The sequence below is a fragment of the Anaerolineae bacterium genome (assembly GCA_035529315.1).
Lineage (GTDB): Bacteria > Desulfobacterota > Desulfobacteria > Desulfobacterales > ETH-SRB1 > Desulfaltia.
The window spans coordinates 20,347-36,085 of record DATKWZ010000040.1; the positions used below are offsets into that span (position 1 = coordinate 20,347).

General features: G+C 44.3%; 16 protein-coding genes and 1 tRNA gene. 5 read left to right on the top strand and 12 right to left on the bottom strand.

Annotated features, from left to right (window positions below; translation table 11 throughout):
- Positions 1-95 precede the first annotated feature (95 nt).
- The gene (locus VMW78_07835) at positions 96-998 is read right to left on the bottom strand and encodes an RNA polymerase factor sigma-32 (protein HUV50912.1); all 903 of its coding nucleotides are present in this window, start codon (positions 996-998) and stop codon (positions 96-98) included.
- A gap of 179 nt (positions 999-1,177) precedes the next feature.
- Here VMW78_07835 and VMW78_07840 point away from each other — a divergent pair.
- Positions 1,178-1,254: transfer RNA gene (locus VMW78_07840), tRNA-Arg, on the top strand.
- A gap of 121 nt (positions 1,255-1,375) precedes the next feature.
- Here VMW78_07840 and VMW78_07845 read toward each other — a convergent pair.
- The 9 genes from VMW78_07845 to VMW78_07885 form a co-directional block, all read right to left on the bottom strand.
- The gene (locus VMW78_07845) at positions 1,376-3,268 is read right to left on the bottom strand and encodes a nucleoside-diphosphate sugar epimerase/dehydratase (protein ID HUV50913.1); all 1,893 of its coding nucleotides are present in this window, start codon (positions 3,266-3,268) and stop codon (positions 1,376-1,378) included.
- A 172-nt stretch (positions 3,269-3,440) separates the two neighbouring features.
- Complete coding sequence (elyC, locus tag VMW78_07850) at positions 3,441-4,208, bottom strand: envelope biogenesis factor ElyC (protein HUV50914.1); 768 nt, start codon at positions 4,206-4,208, stop codon at positions 3,441-3,443.
- Positions 4,195-5,031, bottom strand: a complete 837-nt coding sequence (locus tag VMW78_07855; protein ID HUV50915.1) for a TIGR02757 family protein — start codon at positions 5,029-5,031, stop codon at positions 4,195-4,197. The genes elyC and VMW78_07855 overlap by 14 nt, the downstream gene beginning before the upstream one ends.
- A complete protein-coding gene (locus VMW78_07860) occupies positions 5,022-5,693 on the bottom strand; it encodes a HEAT repeat domain-containing protein (GenBank protein HUV50916.1) in 672 nt (223 codons plus the stop codon). Before VMW78_07860 ends, VMW78_07855 begins: the two co-directional genes overlap by 10 nt.
- A complete protein-coding gene (locus VMW78_07865) occupies positions 5,686-6,189 on the bottom strand; it encodes a flavin reductase family protein (protein HUV50917.1) in 504 nt (167 codons plus the stop codon). Before VMW78_07865 ends, VMW78_07860 begins: the two co-directional genes overlap by 8 nt.
- 43 nt (positions 6,190-6,232) lie before the next feature.
- Positions 6,233-6,847 (bottom strand): peroxiredoxin, encoded by a 615-nt coding sequence (locus tag VMW78_07870; GenBank protein HUV50918.1) that lies wholly within the window; start codon positions 6,845-6,847, stop codon positions 6,233-6,235.
- A gap of 10 nt (positions 6,848-6,857) precedes the next feature.
- Positions 6,858-7,436 carry a TlpA disulfide reductase family protein gene (locus VMW78_07875; GenBank protein HUV50919.1) on the bottom strand — a complete coding sequence of 193 codons (579 nt, stop codon included), beginning with the start codon at positions 7,434-7,436 and terminating at the stop codon, positions 6,858-6,860.
- Positions 7,437-7,471: 35 nt separating this feature from the next.
- Positions 7,472-9,703, bottom strand: a complete 2,232-nt coding sequence (locus VMW78_07880) for a heavy metal translocating P-type ATPase (protein ID HUV50920.1) — start codon at positions 9,701-9,703, stop codon at positions 7,472-7,474.
- Positions 9,687-9,887: a cation transporter gene (locus VMW78_07885; GenBank protein HUV50921.1), complete on the bottom strand. Its 201-nt coding sequence runs from the start codon at positions 9,885-9,887 to the stop codon at positions 9,687-9,689. Before VMW78_07885 ends, VMW78_07880 begins: the two co-directional genes overlap by 17 nt.
- 772 nt (positions 9,888-10,659) lie before the next feature.
- Between VMW78_07885 and VMW78_07890 the strand changes: the two genes are divergently transcribed.
- The gene (locus tag VMW78_07890) at positions 10,660-10,944 is read left to right on the top strand and encodes an AbrB/MazE/SpoVT family DNA-binding domain-containing protein (protein HUV50922.1); all 285 of its coding nucleotides are present in this window, start codon (positions 10,660-10,662) and stop codon (positions 10,942-10,944) included.
- A 431-nt stretch (positions 10,945-11,375) separates the two neighbouring features.
- Here VMW78_07890 and VMW78_07895 read toward each other — a convergent pair whose 3' ends face one another.
- Positions 11,376-11,936, bottom strand: coding sequence for a sugar transferase (locus VMW78_07895; protein ID HUV50923.1), 561 nt, complete (start codon positions 11,934-11,936; stop codon positions 11,376-11,378).
- 13 nt (positions 11,937-11,949) lie between these two features.
- Positions 11,950-13,161, bottom strand: a complete 1,212-nt coding sequence (locus tag VMW78_07900; GenBank protein HUV50924.1) for an NAD-dependent epimerase/dehydratase family protein — start codon at positions 13,159-13,161, stop codon at positions 11,950-11,952.
- Positions 13,162-13,568: 407 nt separating this feature from the next.
- On the opposite strand from VMW78_07900, the gene VMW78_07905 reads away from it, so the two are divergent.
- From VMW78_07905 to VMW78_07915, 3 genes are all read left to right on the top strand, one after another.
- A complete protein-coding gene (locus VMW78_07905; GenBank protein HUV50925.1) occupies positions 13,569-13,796 on the top strand; it encodes a toxin-antitoxin system, antitoxin component in 228 nt (75 codons plus the stop codon).
- Entirely contained in the window at positions 13,787-14,068 is a 282-nt protein-coding gene (locus VMW78_07910; GenBank protein ID HUV50926.1) for a type II toxin-antitoxin system RelE/ParE family toxin, read from the top strand. Before VMW78_07905 ends, VMW78_07910 begins: the two co-directional genes overlap by 10 nt.
- A gap of 522 nt (positions 14,069-14,590) precedes the next feature.
- Positions 14,591-15,739: AAA family ATPase (locus VMW78_07915; GenBank protein ID HUV50927.1), on the top strand; the 1,149-nt coding region annotated here is incomplete at its 3' end.

Sequence of the window (15,739 nt, forward strand, 5' to 3'; positions counted from 1 at the left end):
GTTCATCTTTTACACATTACTCGTTGCAAATTTCCCCTTTTGCGCCTTAGCGCCTTTGCGTGAGCAATCCCTAAATCCCTAAATTCCCCAATTTCTTAATCAATATAAGATTTAAGGTCAGGTAGTTCCTGCTTAAAATATTCCTTTATTTTCTTTATTACATTCTTTTCAACCTGGCGAACACGTTCCCTTGATATGCCGTAACGGTCACCGATTTCCTGCAGAGTAACAGGTGAATCTGAAAAAATGCGCAACTCAAATATTTCAAGCTCTCTTTTTGTCAATTTTTCTCTGAATTTCACAATTTTATTATGAAGAAGCGATTCTATCTCCTTTTTTGCCATCTCTTCTTCCACAGATCTGGACGGCATCTTCAGAATCTCTATTCTTTCAGTATCTGTATCATCCTTTAAAGGGGCATCCAGAGATATATCCCAGCCATCAAGCCTCTGGTCCATATCCACGATTTCCCGCTCAGATACACCCAGTCTTTCTGAAAGCAGCTTTGGTTTTGGATCAAAACCCTCTTCAATCAGTTTTTGTTTTTCCTTTTTCAGCTTAAAAAAAAGTTTTCGCTGCCCTTGCGTGGTGCCGATTTTAACAAGACGCCAGTTATCCATGATAAATTTGAGAATATATGCCTTTATCCAGAAAGAGGCATAATATGAGAACTTAACATTCTTGTAAGGATCAAATTTTCTTACAGCCTGCATAAGCCCTATATTTCCTTCCTGGATCAGATCTAAAAGATTCTGCATCCATACACGCTGAAACTCCAGAGCTATCTTTACAACAAGCCTGAGGTTTGAAGTCACTAAATTATAAGCCGCTTCCGAATCATCATGCTCCTGAACCCTTATTCCAAGCTCTCTTTCCTGATCCCTGGTTAACAGCTTGTATTTGCCTATCTCAGACAAATATCGCTGAAGAGGATCAAACTTGACAAGAGAGTTGCCCGGGCTTTTCTCTTTATTTTCTTTTTTTATATCAATATTCATTTTAGTTGATGCAAAGGGTTCGAGGATTAAATTAATAAAAATCTCAATTCAAACAAAATATGTCAATGAAAATAAGAGCAGGCTTTATGTTTTTTATAGACACAAAATTAAATATTTGTTAATAATTAATTTTTTAAATCCTGAACATCTTGTTAATCCTGTCAAAAAAGCTCTTTTGCGCGCCTGTAGCTCAGATGGATAGAGCAACGGACTTCTAATCCGTAGGTCGCAGGTCCGAATCCTGCCAGGCGCACCACAAAAAAGTACCTAAAATTATTATACACCTTTGGCGTGTTAATTTATAGCTTTTAAAAACAAAAAGCCATGATCACGGCAATAACCCGTGATCATGGCTTATAACTTCCCCTAAACCCCCTTTAAAACTGCGGGGTATACTCCGGCACAACCTCCTGCAATTTTGTCTTTATGCCTTTCTCGTCCTGATCTTTGGCAAGATTAATCAATTCCTTTATTTTATTATTTAAAATCGTCAGATTACACTCATCTCCCTTAAGAATCATAATCTTTTTATGCTTTGTCGGTACAATGCCCTCTCCTTTGGTAATCAATTCCTCATAAAGTTTTTCTCCAGGCCTGAGCCCGATATAATTAATCATGATATCCTCATCAGGCTCAAATCCGGAAAGACGGATCAGATCTCTTGCCATATCGTCAATCTTAATCGGCACACCCATGTCCAGCAGCAATATTTCTCCTCCCTTGCCCATGGCGCCGGCCTGCAAAATAAGCTGGCTTGCTTCAGGAATAGTCATAAAATAGCGGGTAACATCAGGATGCGTAACTGTAACAGGGCCTCCCTTTTCTATCTGCTTTTTGAAAAGAGGCACCACGCTGCCGACACTTCCAACAACATTGCCGAATCGAACAATAATAAATTCTGTCGCGGACGTACTCAATCCATTACAACTCTGCGTCAGCATTTCAGCCACCCGCTTTGAAGCCCCCATGACATTTGTCGGCCTCACTGCTTTATCGGTTGACACAAAAACAAACCGTTTAACATTAAACTTTTTTGCGGCATTTATCAGATTTGCGCTGCCCGCGATATTGTTCTCCACTGCCTTCCAGGGTTGCAATTCAAGCATAGGTACATGTTTGTATGCGGCAGCATGAAAAATCATCTGAGGCTTGTAAGCTTCAATTGCTTTTTCAAGCTCATGTTTATCCTGAATATCCGCCAGTAAAGGCACGACTATTACATTACTGAAACTCTGTTTAAGCTCCAGCTCAATTTCACACAAAGGGCTTTCGGCTATCTCATAAAGCATAACCAGTTTTGGTCGAAACCTGCAGATCTGCCTGCAGAGTTCAGAACCGATGGAACCGCCCGCTCCGGTTACCATAACGCACTGCCCATTGATGTGAGCGCCTATCTGTTCCTCGTCCAGCAAGATTGCTTCCCGTCCCAGCAGATCTCTGTAAGCCACCTCTCGAATCGCGTTTATTGTCACCCTTCCATCAATCAGCTCTCCCATGCCGGGTACGGTCTTAAACGCAATGCCACTTTCCTTGCAATGGGCCACAATGGTTCGCATCTGCCTTGAGGTGGCTGACGAAATTGCTATAAGGGTTTCATCAACCCTTGCCTGCTTTGCAACCGCCTTGATATCTTTTATGCAACCAAGCACCGGAATACCGTGGATTTTTTTCCCAATCTTTACCGGATTATCGTCAAGGAATCCAACCACATTATATTTAAGCCGCGCATTATCCCTTAATTCTCTGAATATTTTTTCCGCGCAGTCGCCGGCGCCGATAATAAGCAGCCTCTTTCTGCTCGACACTTTTTTTATAAAGGGGCTCGAAAGAATCTGTTTTATAACGTTCCAGAATTTATCGTTGCCGAAATGCTCAAAATACAAGCGGACGCTCAGTCTGAATGCGGAAATAAAAAGAATCGTAAAACACCAGTCAATAACAAAAACCGAACGGGCAAAGCCTTCAAACCTGGTTTTAAAAAGAATAATACTAATAATAAGGAGAGAGGCTATGGTTGCTGCCTTGATGATATTTATCAGATCAGCAATGCTTGTATAGCGCCACATGCCGCGATACAGGTCAAAAAAATAAAAACAGACAAACTTGGCTATCAATATAAGGGGTAATATCTTCTTGAATGCCTGTAATGTTTTAGCATCAATAACAAAATCAAATCGCACAAGGTGGGCGGCATAGAAAGAGCCGATCAATAGAAGAATATCTATTATTAGAATAACAAGAAAATTTTTATAAAGCAGTCTGATTTTCATATTTTTTTATTTACCGCAAAGTCCCGAAAAACACAAAGAAATTTATTTTTTCTCTTCCCATTCAACATTAAAAATTCAAAATTATCCTTAATCCCACAATTCCTTCAACTCAACATTCAAAATTCAACATTCAAAATTATCCTTAATCCTCTAATCCCTAATCCCTAATCCCCTAATTTATCTGCCCTCTAAGCCATGCCCACCCCAGGCCCAGATATTCATAAAACACCCTCTCCATCTTGCGAAGACTGTCCGCATTTGGAAAGAAAATATTCGGGCTGATTCCCCGGCTTTCTTTAACCATGTAATCTGTTGGAGCAGGTATCGGCTTCATGCCCGGTTTTCGGAAAAGAGCCATTGAGCGTGGCATATGCGAAGCGGATGTTACTAATATGAATCTTTCATCCCCAACTATTTTGTGAATTAACCGTGCCTGATCTTTAGTGTCTTTTGAAAGCTCCTCCAGAATGAGCTTATCGGCCCCTATCCCCATAACCTTAGCTACGCCCGCCATTACCGAGGCATTAGATACTGGATCATACACCCCGCTACCTGATAATATTAACCTGCTTTCCGGAAGTTTCTTGTGAATTCTAACACCTTCCAGCAAGCGGGAAAGAGAGGAATCCCCTATTTGGCCGGTTACAGGTAACTTTGGGTCTGAATTATGGCCGCCACCTAAAACAACTATCCATTTAACATCAGAAAATTGATGTAAATCCATAACAGGAGGGTATTTATATTCCAGCGGCTTCAAACAGATATCAGACATGCTGCTGTAGCTTAACAGGCCAAGTAAAAGAGCGCCGATAAAAACAAGGACTTTCCCGGCCTTTTGCCTGCGGGTAAACCAGAGCAGAAAAATCCCAAGTATCAGAATTTCAAGAATAATCGATAATGGAAACAATAACGGCGCAACTATTTTCTTAAATAAAAACATTTTCCTCTATCCTCTTTCCTATTCCCTCTTTCCTCTTCCATTGTTTCAAAAATGCGTCCAGGTCCGTGTCCTTCCGAATCCCCAGCCGTGTGAGAGCGAAATCATACTTGACAGGATCCTCAGAGACAATCGTTCTGAACGCGGCTGTTATCTCCGTAGCGGCGCGCATGTCTGCCTGCTTTCGCTCTGTTAATTTGAGCGAGCGGCAAATTCTATGCATATGGGTATCAAGAGGAATTATCAGCATGGAAGCCGGAATATTGTCCCATCCTCCAGGATCCACCTCGTCTTGCCTTACCATCCAACGGAGGAAAAGATTCAGTCTCTTGCACGCGCTTCCCATTGCCGGTGAAGGCAGGAGGCTGTTGCGCCTCCCGTCAGACTCGACAGTCAATTCCTTCACAAAGCCTGAAAGCGCCGGAAGAATCGTATCGTGATCATCGGTCAGATAAGTTGCAAAACACGCGTGAAGAGAACCGTATCGCTCGATAACGCGCTTGATTCCGAAGAGCATTATAGCGAGATCCTCTCCGGTGGTAAACCTGTGTTTAAAACCTTCAAATATCTTGAGGAGCGATTCACGTGAAGCATGCCTCAAAAATCTCGATGGAAACGGCATGTGTTCAAAAACAGAGGAAACGCTTTTCAGTATCTGAGCAACCCTGCCGTAAGCAAGCGAAGAGGCGACAAGCCCCACTATCTCCCGGTCACGAACATCCTTATAATTGTATAGGAACTCAAGCGGGTCAGGGTGGACAAACTCACGCCGGTTATACCGCGCGTATAGCTCATCAAGTATTTCTTTATTTATTATTAGCGACATGAGACCTTGGCCAGGTCGCTCACACGGCAAACAACCAGCTTGCGATTCAGATAGATTTCAACTTCGGCGTTATCACTCAAAAAGCCTTCAAGCTTTGCACGGGATATGTCGGCTCCAAGCAACCCCATCACCCATACAGCCAGCCCTCTTACCGTAGCATCCTTGGATTCAAGATACGGCCCAAGGTAGATTCCGGCATCTTTTGCCAGCATTAGAGCTGATCTCGCCTGCGCCAATCTCCCTGCACCCCAGATCACACCACGCTGCAATAGTTCATACTCGAGAAAGCCGGCCTCCTCCCGCATATAGGAAATAAGTATGTGGACGTATTCTTTGGCAAGGCCCTCATGACAGGCCATGATTTCAGCCATGGCTTCAGGAGCACCCCAGCCGATGCCGCCTGACTCGTCGTTGAGCATCCACATGAGCCGGCGCATTACAACACGGCCGGACTCCATATCCTTTTCTGCCAGATTCGCAACAATTACGCCCATGGCCGTGACAGCACGCCATTTTATTTTCTGATCGGTATGGCAAAGAAAAGAAAAAAGTGGATTAACCACTTGACGACCCGGCAAACGACACAATTCATCCAATGCCCGCTCAAAATCGTCATGACCGAGAAGGTCTAAAACCTTGCGTTTGAGGACCCGACTACCCAATGTATGTTGGAGCTGCCTTTGGCGCCTTTCCGCCTTTTATTTCGCGATAATAGGCATAGGTCATGGGTTCTCCATCTTTAAGAATTTGAGCGTCAACCACCTTCCCCATAAACACAACATGCGTTATCATATCAAGAGAATTGATAATTTCTGCTTCTAAGTATCCGATGGAGTTCTCCAGGACTATGGGCGTACCGGTGGCTCCGATCTTGTAAGCCACGCTTTCAAACTTGTCGATCTCCCGGCCGGACTTGAATCCAAAATGGCCGATAAATTTCATAGGGGTTTCCACGGAAAGTATCGAAACCGAGAACAGTTTGCTTTCAAGAATAAAGTCGTGGGTCAAATTATGCTTATTTATGCTTACAGCGACCATGGGAGGTTTTGACGTTATTTGAAAAACCGTATTGGCAATCTGCCCATTAAACCTTTTACCTTTTTTTGAACTTACAACATACATTCCATAACTAAGTTTGTGAAATGTCTCAGGCTCCATTCTTTCTCCTTACTGTCTTTTCACACCTGTTCTACCCCTCTTCTTATTTTTCCAGCCCCTCCAGAGCCTTTACAAGATCCTCCAAGCGGGGTCTCTTGTTGATATTGTGAACATCGATGTAACGAATAATGCCTTTTTTATCTATGACAAACAGGGACCGCTCTGAAACTCCGTCTGAACGTAACACCCCATACTTGTCGGCCACGGCCCCGTGGTGCCAGAAGTCGGAAAGCACAGGAAACCATAAATCCCCCATCTGATTGGTCCATGCAAACAGGGTTGGAATATTGTCTACGGTAATGCCAAGCAAAATAGTGTCATGATCGTCAAAAATGCTTTTCACAATATTGTAGCCCGGCCACTGATCCGAACAGACAGGTGTCCATGCAGCAGGGACAAAGGAAAGAACTACATTCTTTTTCCCTGAATAATCGCCGAGTGAAATCCTGCCTTCTGAAACAGACGGGAGCGTGAAGTCGGGCGCTCGATCCCCTACTCTAACCTTTTGCACACTGTCTGTGGGTTTCAGCATTCCAGGATTATAAATATTCCCCTTGTAGGCATCTGAAATACCGTAGGAATAGTCATACACACCGGCGCTTAAGAAAAAAATTACTGTGAACCCAAATGCCAAAATTAGATTTCTCTTCTTTCTCATGGAACACCTCCTATTTTAATCCGGACAATTTAAGCATCATTTGCAAAAACGTCTCAGCCTTGTCAAAGCCCCCAAGTTTGGAATAAAAGACTTTATGGGTTCCGTCTTCATTGATTTTCACACCTATAAAGTATGGTGTTCTTACATCGCCCAGGCTCTTATGAATGGAGAAATTCTCATCTGCAAAAAGGGGGAACGGGATTTTATATTGCCCCCTGAAGACCTCGATTTCAAAGGAAGAATTTCCAGCCCCGATCCCAATCAATTTGATTTTGCCTTTTAGATTCTTGTTGCTTTCTATTATGCGATACAGGCTGTTTACGTTAGGCGCCTCCCGCTGACAAAAAGGGCAGTACATGCTGAAAACTTCTATGATGACCACATTGCCCTTGATCTCCGGTACTTTGAAAAAATTACCCTTGGAAAGGCCAAGATAGTTTCTATAAGCCTGTACTTCGGGCACGGAAAGGGTTATTTCCGGCAGCACGCCGCCGGTTGGGGGCGGCGATGTGGCTGCCAGGACGCGGGGAGTTAACATCACTGCAAAGATGGCAAAAGCTGTTAAAAAATAAGTTGTTGTTCTTTTCATGGTCTTTACCTCCTTGGAGATTAAATAAAAAGAAGTTACCTGACCTGGAAATTCCGCAACCGCAACGAATTGCTGACTACGGAAACTGAACTCATGGCCATTGCGGCTGCTGCAAATACAGGATTCAAGAGTATCCCCAAAAACGGATATAGCACCCCTGCTGCAACCGGAATTCCGAGGCTGTTGTAAAAAAATGCCCAAAAAAGATTCTGTTTGATCACCCTCATTGTTTGAAAGGAGAGCTTAATCGCATTGGGAACGGAGCGCAGGTCGCTCGTGATGAGGGTAATATCACTCGCTTCCAAAGCCACATCAGTCCCCGCCCCGATAGCGATTCCGATATCGGCTGTGGTTAACGCAGGAGCATCATTAATTCCATCTCCTACCATTGCTACCACATGACCCTCATTTTGCAGACGACGTATCTCGCCTGCCTTATCACCGGGAAGGACATTGGCCATAATATGATCGATCCCTACGGCATTTCCAACGGCTTCCGCTGTCTTCTCGTTATCTCCGGTGATCATCGCGACCTTGAGACCCATGTCTTTCAGCATGTCAATTGTTCCCCGGGCCGATTCCTGAGGCAGATCCGAAAGGGCTATTACGCCCATAACACGCCCATAACCAGCCACAAAAACAGATGTTTTGCCCTCATTTGCAAGCGTTTTTGCTCTCTGGTCAAGCCCGTGGAATTCGATCCCCTCCTTTTCCATAAGCCGCTGATTTCCTACAAATACATCCCTGCCGTTGACGACCCCTCTGGCCCCGAAGCCGGAAAGCGCTTCAAAATTGTCGACAGGAGCAAATGCGACATGTTCCTGTCGAGCTTTTTCGATAATGGCCTGTGCCAGGGGATGTTCTGAAACAGCTTCAATAGAAGCGGCAATCTCAAGGACATCTTTTAAAACAACCCCCTCTGCCGGGACGATGTCCGTGACCTCAGGTTCTCCTCTGGTCAATGTTCCGGTCTTGTCAAACACAACAATTGTCAATTTGTGCGCCTTTTCCAGGCTTTCCCCCCCTTTGATCAAGATTCCGTTTTCAGCCCCCAATCCAGTCCCTACCATAACCGCAGTCGGCGTTGCCAGACCCAGGGCGCATGGACAGGCAATGATAAGAACAGACACAAAGTTTAACAGGGCTCGACTGAATATCGGCTCAGGTACAATGAAATACCATATTAGGAAGGTAAGCGCTGCAATGCAGAATACTACGGGTACAAATATTGATGCCACCCTGTCTGCCACTCGCTGGATAGGAGCCTTTGAGCCCTGGGCCTCTTCTACCAGCCTTATGATCTGTGCCAGCGCTGTCTCGGCCCCTACCTTGGTTGCCGTGAAGGTAAAACTGCCGCTTTTGTTCAATGTAGCGGCAAATACTTCACTGCCCTGCTCTTTTGAAACCGGCATGCTTTCGCCGGTAAGCATTGACTCATCTATTGAAGAGGCGCCTGAGGCAATCACGCCGTCCGTGGGAATTTTTTCACCTGGCCTGACGAGAACCAAATCCCCTTTTATTACGTCCTCAATCAGGATATCAGACTCCTCGCCATCTCTTATTACACGCGCGGTCTTTGGCTTGAGCCCCATCAACCTCTTGATAGCCATCGAGGTCTTTGCCTTTGTCCCGGCTTCCAAAAAACGTCCCAAAAGAATAAGGGTGATAATCATGGCCGCGGCATCAAAATAGACATGAGGCATAATGCCCGCGCTTTCAAAAAATTGAGGTCGAAATGTGGTCAGGGTAGAATAAAGATAAGCTGACAGGGCGCCCACGGCAACCAGGGTGTTCATATCCGTGGTTTTTTGCTTTGCCGCCTTGAGAGCCCCCCTGTAAAACCTGCTCCCCACCCAGAATACCACAGGGGTAGTCAGGACAAAAAGGGCTATTAACATGATCTGCCTGGGTATGGCCTTCAGAAAGGGAAACCAGTGCTGCATGGAGCCCATAAAGATAAGTACGCTGAGAACTACGCCGACACCTAACTTGAGCTTAAGCTCCTTCAACTCTCTTTGGCCGGCCGCCTCTACAGGGTCCTCAAGGGTTTCGCCGACCACATCGTAGCCAAGGTCTCTGATTTTCTCCGTTATAACATCGGGGTTAAGAATAGACGTATCATATTCAACCGTTGCCTTTTCCGTGGCAAAGTTTACGGAAGCGTTTTGCACGCCTTCAAGACTTCTTAGCCCTTGTTCAACCCGGCGGACGCATGAAGCGCACGTCATGCCATGAATACTGAGCGTGGCTTTACGATTCGACTTCATATCCGGAACTTTTTATTTTTTTTCGGATTGTATCCATGTCGACTGTGCCAATTTCATCAAACATAGCCTCTCCTTTTTTGAGATCTACCTTGATATTCTTGACTGAGCCGATACCTTCCAGGGCTTTGGTCACGGCCATCACACAGTGGTTGCAGGACATTCCTTTGATCTTGATACTTGTCATACTGTTTTCTCTCCTGGTTTATTTTATTCTGAAAAACCTGGTCATTTGGATCAGGTTTCTTTATTGTAACAAATCCAGAAAAGGCAGCTTAGCGCTTATGCTTTGTTTAGTGAGAGTAAGTTACTAATTTAAGATCAAAGTTTTCATAATAAAGCTGAGATTGGGGAAATAACAGCTGGAAATAATATCGAACTCATCCATAAAACATTTTATATTCCCTATATATACATTTGGTCAAGGAAATTATTCATCTTCATTTTCTACAAATAGGACAGTATTCTAAGAATGTGAGACCGTTGGAAAACGCCTCCTTTTGGTCAATTTTGATTATTGCGAGGAGCAAGTGAGCCTTTAGCCGCTAACAAAGCGTGGCTGGACGCGGCTCTCGTGGATTGACGAAATAACATTGGTCTGTGTCAGTCCGTGTGGTTCTGTGGCTAAATAAAAAAATCTGCGTAAATCCTCCAGGGGCGTACAGGTCTGCGAAATCTGTGGATGTCCCCCGAACCTCCATGTATCGGTTCCGGATTTCGCTTGACTGAAAAGAAAATAACATCTAAAATAGTTTAAAAGTTTAATTGTTTATTTTGTCCTGAAAAACCTGATCCTTTGGGCCAGGTCAGAGATAGATGGCTTTGCCTTGCACCAAATTTTAAATAAACTTCAAATTACAATATTCAATAACCAAAACTTTTCAGGGCGATACATTGTTTGGATTTTCGAATTTCGGTCATTGGAAATTGTTTGTAATTTATTGTTTAAAGGAGGAACCATGTCAACGTCAACAATAATGAAAATAAGCCCTCAGGGGCAAATTCGTATACCCAAGAAGATTATGATTACTCTCGGGATTGAAAAAGGTGACTATCTTGAAGTGGATGTTGAAAAAAGTCAGATTGTCTTGAAGCCCAGAAAACTTATTGACCCTTCGCAGGGATGGTATTGGACAAAAGAATGGCAAAAAATGGAAGCCGATGTTGATGAGGAAATCGAAAAAGATCAGCTTTCCGCCGAATTCGAGTCTGCGGAAGAAGGATTGAAATGGTTGAAAAAGTAACAGCCTATCAGTTCAGCAGGCAATTCAAAAAAGAATATAATAAGTTGCCCAAAAAAATTCAAAAAGCCTTTGATGAAAAACTATCTCTATTTTTGAAACAAACGTCACACCCCTCGCTCAGAGTTAAGCGAATCCAGGGAACAAAGAATCGGTGGGAGGGATCAATTACCATTAAATATCGCTTTACCTTCGAATTTCTTGAAAACGGTTTGATTTTTCGAGCAATCGGAACTCACGATATTCTTAACAGGGAATCTCAATAAGGTACACCGCCAGCTGACTTCCGATCTCCGACCACTGCCTTTTCCAGTCCTCCGTTCCTTCTGTTTTCAGTTTCTCCCGCCTCCTGACTTCTGTCTTTATCCTTTAACGCCTTTGCGTGAAACATCATCTCCGTCAATTCAAAACTTAAAATTCAAAATTGCTTTTCGTCAGTGCGTAACCCCTTCCCTCCTCACAACTTTTACAACTGTCATCCACAATATTTTCATGTCAAAAATAAAAGACCTGTTTTTCAGGTAATAATCATCAAACTCAACCTTCACCGGAATCGGCAATTCATCCCTGCCGTTTACCTGCGCCCAGCCGGTGATCCCAGGAATAAGTTTATGTACCCCCTTCCCTGTTCTAAGCTCGATCAGATCATCCTGATTATACAGAGCCGGACGTGGCCCCACAAAACTTATGTCTCCCTTTAAAACACTGTAAAGCTGCGGCAATTCATCCAGGCTGAACTTGCGCAGAAAAGACCCGATCGGTGTAAGGTAAAGATCAGGATTTTTCATGAGATGGGTTGCAACAGCCGGAGTATCAACGCGCATGGTCCGAAACTTGGGCATCCTGAAAATTTTATTATACCGCCCCACCCGATCAGACCAATAAAGCACCGGTCCTTTTGATGTCACTTTCACAAGAACGGCAATGATCAACATTGGCGCACTCAACAAAATAAGCGCCTCAAAAGCCATTATAAAATCAAAAATTCGTTTCATCATGGATCAGTATCTAAGATAAAAATATGTTTTCAAGACTATTAATTGGCCTAAACCCCGTCCCCATCATCTTCCCATTATCGAAAACCAGATCACACGCCAGTTTGTCATAACAGGAATGAATCCACTCCCTTTTACTGGAAAAGAAAATACCCGCAATCCGTGTCGCAAACCAGACAAATGAAAGCGGGACTGAAATCACAGGTCTGTTCGGCTGAATACCGGATTTTTTAAAGACCCCAATAATCCTGTTAAATTCATAAGGCTCTGCATCACAGACGTTGAATATCTGCAGGTTCTGCTTTTTGTCATTCCTGCCCTCTTTCTTGTTATTCCAGTCCTCATTCTCGTCATTCCGGTCCTCATTCTCGTCATTCCGGCGAAAGCCGGAATCCAGACCTATCTCATCTATTGTAGATATTCTTTCCCCTTTTGCCCCTTTGCGCCTTTGCGTGAGATAATCTGCGGATTGTAATATGTGGGCAATAAACTCAACCAGATTCGGCCTCGCCAATGCTGACATTCTCTGCGAACCTGAACCAAACCTAAGATAAGCAAGTTTTTTCGGTGCAAAGACCCTACGGTCGAGATTTAAACTCCATCCGCGATCATACACCGGCGCCAAACGCAAAATAACCAAATTATGAAGTTTACCGCCATCAAACAAAGCAACAAGCCGCCTCTCAGCATCCAACTTGCTCACAGCATAATCACTCGAAGGCCAACAATCCCCATCCTCCGTCCTTCCGTTTCCTGTTTCCTGTTTCCTGTCTCCCTTATCCGTCTTTCCTGTCCCCTGACCTCTGACCCCTGCCCACTGTCCCTTCCCTGACCCCCGACCACTGACCCCTGACCTTTGTTCCCCCTCCCCATACACCGACACCGAAGAAAAAAAGATGAAACACACGCCAGGATTACTTTTAGCGGCAGCCTTCGCAAGATTCTCCGTCACTGCACTATTAACCCGCATATAAGTAGCAGAATCTACCATCCCGATCTTCTGGTGCGCAATACCGGCACAGTGAATGACAACATCCGGGGAATATTTTTCGCAAATCACGGACACAGAATCCTGATCAATCAGATCAGCCTGCTCCCATGCAATATTAAACGCCCCATCTGAGGGGCCTGTAATATCCACCCCAATTACTTTGTTGCCGGAAGCTAATCGACCGCAGAGCGCGCTCCCAATAAAGCCATTAGCACCTGTTATTAAAATATTCATTTTTCAACAATTAGGGTGATATCTCGATAGTCAAAAGCTTTTTGAAAAAGCCTTTATATTCAATCCGTTAAGAATGCTTAGTGCGCTTTATTAAAAGCTTACCAATATCCTGGATATCATGCCTGCCCGCCTCTGGAGGGTAAATCCTGTCTGATTTATAGAGACCTTTGAAAAATGTTCAATTTTGTTCGAGTACAAGGAAGGCGAAAATTTCAACCGGAGGAATATATTGAATATTTCGAGGATTGAAATTTGAGCTTGACGCAGTAATCGGGCAAAAGGGGACGTTATGCAAAGGTCTCTTATAGTCTTTTGTTAACGCCTGATCAGTAACAGCCCGTTTTTAATTTGACATGGCGTGTCACCACTGTTACACTTAAATTTAATTTTATCTGGAGGAAAAGACTATGCCGACTCAAAATCCACGTATAAATGTAGTCCTGAACAATTTGCTTTACCAGGATGTCCGACTTCTGGCAAAAAAGGATAATGTCTCATTATCAGCCAAAGTCAGGGATTTGCTCAAAGAGGCCCTGGAGATTCAAGAGGATATCGCCCTTTCTGCATTTGCTGAAAAAAGGGAAAAGTCATGGAATGACTCTAAGGCGCTAAGCCATGATGATGTATGGTCTTAAGGTTCAGATACCATCCGGACGTTAAAAGATCTGACCTGCCTAAAATTGATGCTAAAAACAGAGGTACGATCAAGAGAGCCATCGAAGATCGGCTTGCCACGCAACCTGAAGCCTATGGAAAGCCGTTGCGAAGAACCCTCAAAGGATACTGGAAATTGAGAGTCGGAGATTACCGTGTTGTTTTCAAAGTTTCCAGTAACAGTATTTTTATCTTCGGTATAATTCACAGAAAAGAAGTTTACAGGCTCATCAAGAAACGGATAGAAGCTTAAGGTCAGCCTTCTATAAAAACTCTGTCATAGAATATTTATGAAGTTTTATAATCAGAATTCCAATCCTGACCAGTTTTCATTAAGGAATTCATCCCATTCGCAACGCGAATCATTCTATTCATCCAGCGAAGCCATCCATCCCGAAGGAAGCCATCCTGGTCTTTAATCCTCTGCCCTCTGACTTCCGACCTCCGACCTCTGACTTCTATCTTTTCCTGCCCTTTAATCCTCTCACCTTCTTATCTTCTTATCTTCTTATGTCCCCTCTTCCCTCTCTGACTTCTATCTTTTCCTGCCCTCTAATCCTCTCACCTTCTTATCTTCTTATCTTCTTATCTTCTTATGTCCCCTCTTCCCGCTCTTCCCTCTTCCCCCTCTGACTTCCGTCCTCCGTTTTTCCTACTCCTATTTTCCCCTGTCTCCGTTTTCCTATTCTTACCTTTTTTCTTGACACCATTAAATAATCGTGTCATTTTGCATGTCAACCATCAATATACATGTTTTTTATTGGAAGGTCGAAAAATGTACAAAAGAAATCTTCGATTACCTGAAAAACCAAAGCAGAGTTTTTTCCTCTGGGGGGCGCGCCAGACCGGTAAAACAACGTTGTTAAAGACATGCTACCCGGATGCAATGCGAATTGATCTCCTCAAAACCGATGAACTCATGCGATACGCAAAGGAGCCGTCGCTCTTGCGGGAAGAGGTGGCAGCGCTTTCACATGAACGACTGATTGTGATTGACGAAATCCAGAAGGCCCCTGTACTTCTGGATGAAATCCATTACATGATTCAGGAGTGGCAACGTGTTTTTGCATTGTGCGGCTCCAGTGCGAGAAAAGTTAGACGAGGGCATGCAAATTTATTGGGCGGCCGTGCGATTCGCTATGAACTCTTCGGCCTGGTAGCACAAGAACTTGGCGCTGATTTTTCCATTGAGCATTTCGTCAACACCGGCCCGCTTCCAGATCATTATGGGGCTGAAAACCCTGCTCTGGCGCTTCGTGCCTATGTGGATGATTACTTGCGGGAAGAAATTCTGGAAGAGGGCCTGACGCGTCGCCTGCCAATATTTTCCGACTTTCTCAGGGTGGCAGCCATCGGGGACACGGAAATGCTGAACATGTCCAACATTGCACGAGAAACGGGGATCTCAGTTTCCACGGTCCGGGACCATTATGGCATCCTGGTCGATACCTTGATGGGCACCTTCCTGCCGGCCTTCACATTGCGGCCCAAGCGCCGCACGATTCAGGCGCCGAAATTCTATTTTCGGGATCTGGGCGTGGTCAACCATCTGGCAAGGCGTGGAGTCATCAAGCCCGGATCGGAACTGTTTGGCAAAGCTTTTGAAAACTGGCTGTTTCATGAACTGTCGGTTCACGCAAAATACAGCGAATTGTTCTATGAACTTTCATACTGGCGACTTTCCAGCGGCATCGAAGTCGATTTTATCCTGGGGCCAGGTACCGTCGCTATTGAAGCAAAGGGCAAGTCAAAAATCACCTCCGGGGATATCAGGGGACTTGTCAATTTCAAAAAAGATTTCCCTGAGGTAAAGTGGCAGATCATCGTTTGTCTTGAAAAAAGGATGAGGAAGACCGACGAAGGTATTCATATCGTGCCTTATCAAGAATTCACCAAATTGCTCTGGGATGGAAAATGGACCCAG

Coding starts and splice junctions, on each gene's coding strand:
- VMW78_07835 (HUV50912.1), bottom strand. CDS start 998: ATGAATATTGATATAAAAAAAGAAAATAAAGAGAAAAGCCCGGGCAAC.
- VMW78_07845 (HUV50913.1), bottom strand. CDS start 3,268: ATGAAAATCAGACTGCTTTATAAAAATTTTCTTGTTATTCTAATAATA.
- elyC (HUV50914.1), bottom strand. CDS start 4,208: ATGTTTTTATTTAAGAAAATAGTTGCGCCGTTATTGTTTCCATTATCG.
- VMW78_07855 (HUV50915.1), bottom strand. CDS start 5,031: ATGTCGCTAATAATAAATAAAGAAATACTTGATGAGCTATACGCGCGG.
- VMW78_07865 (HUV50917.1), bottom strand. CDS start 6,189: ATGGAGCCTGAGACATTTCACAAACTTAGTTATGGAATGTATGTTGTA.
- VMW78_07870 (HUV50918.1), bottom strand. CDS start 6,847: ATGAGAAAGAAGAGAAATCTAATTTTGGCATTTGGGTTCACAGTAATT.
- VMW78_07875 (HUV50919.1), bottom strand. CDS start 7,436: ATGAAAAGAACAACAACTTATTTTTTAACAGCTTTTGCCATCTTTGCA.
- VMW78_07880 (HUV50920.1), bottom strand. CDS start 9,703: ATGAAGTCGAATCGTAAAGCCACGCTCAGTATTCATGGCATGACGTGC.
- VMW78_07885 (HUV50921.1), bottom strand. CDS start 9,887: ATGACAAGTATCAAGATCAAAGGAATGTCCTGCAACCACTGTGTGATG.
- VMW78_07890 (HUV50922.1), top strand. CDS start 10,660: ATGTCAACGTCAACAATAATGAAAATAAGCCCTCAGGGGCAAATTCGT.
- VMW78_07895 (HUV50923.1), bottom strand. CDS start 11,936: ATGAAACGAATTTTTGATTTTATAATGGCTTTTGAGGCGCTTATTTTG.
- VMW78_07900 (HUV50924.1), bottom strand. CDS start 13,161: ATGAATATTTTAATAACAGGTGCTAATGGCTTTATTGGGAGCGCGCTC.
- VMW78_07905 (HUV50925.1), top strand. CDS start 13,569: ATGCCGACTCAAAATCCACGTATAAATGTAGTCCTGAACAATTTGCTT.
- VMW78_07910 (HUV50926.1), top strand. CDS start 13,787: ATGGTCTTAAGGTTCAGATACCATCCGGACGTTAAAAGATCTGACCTG.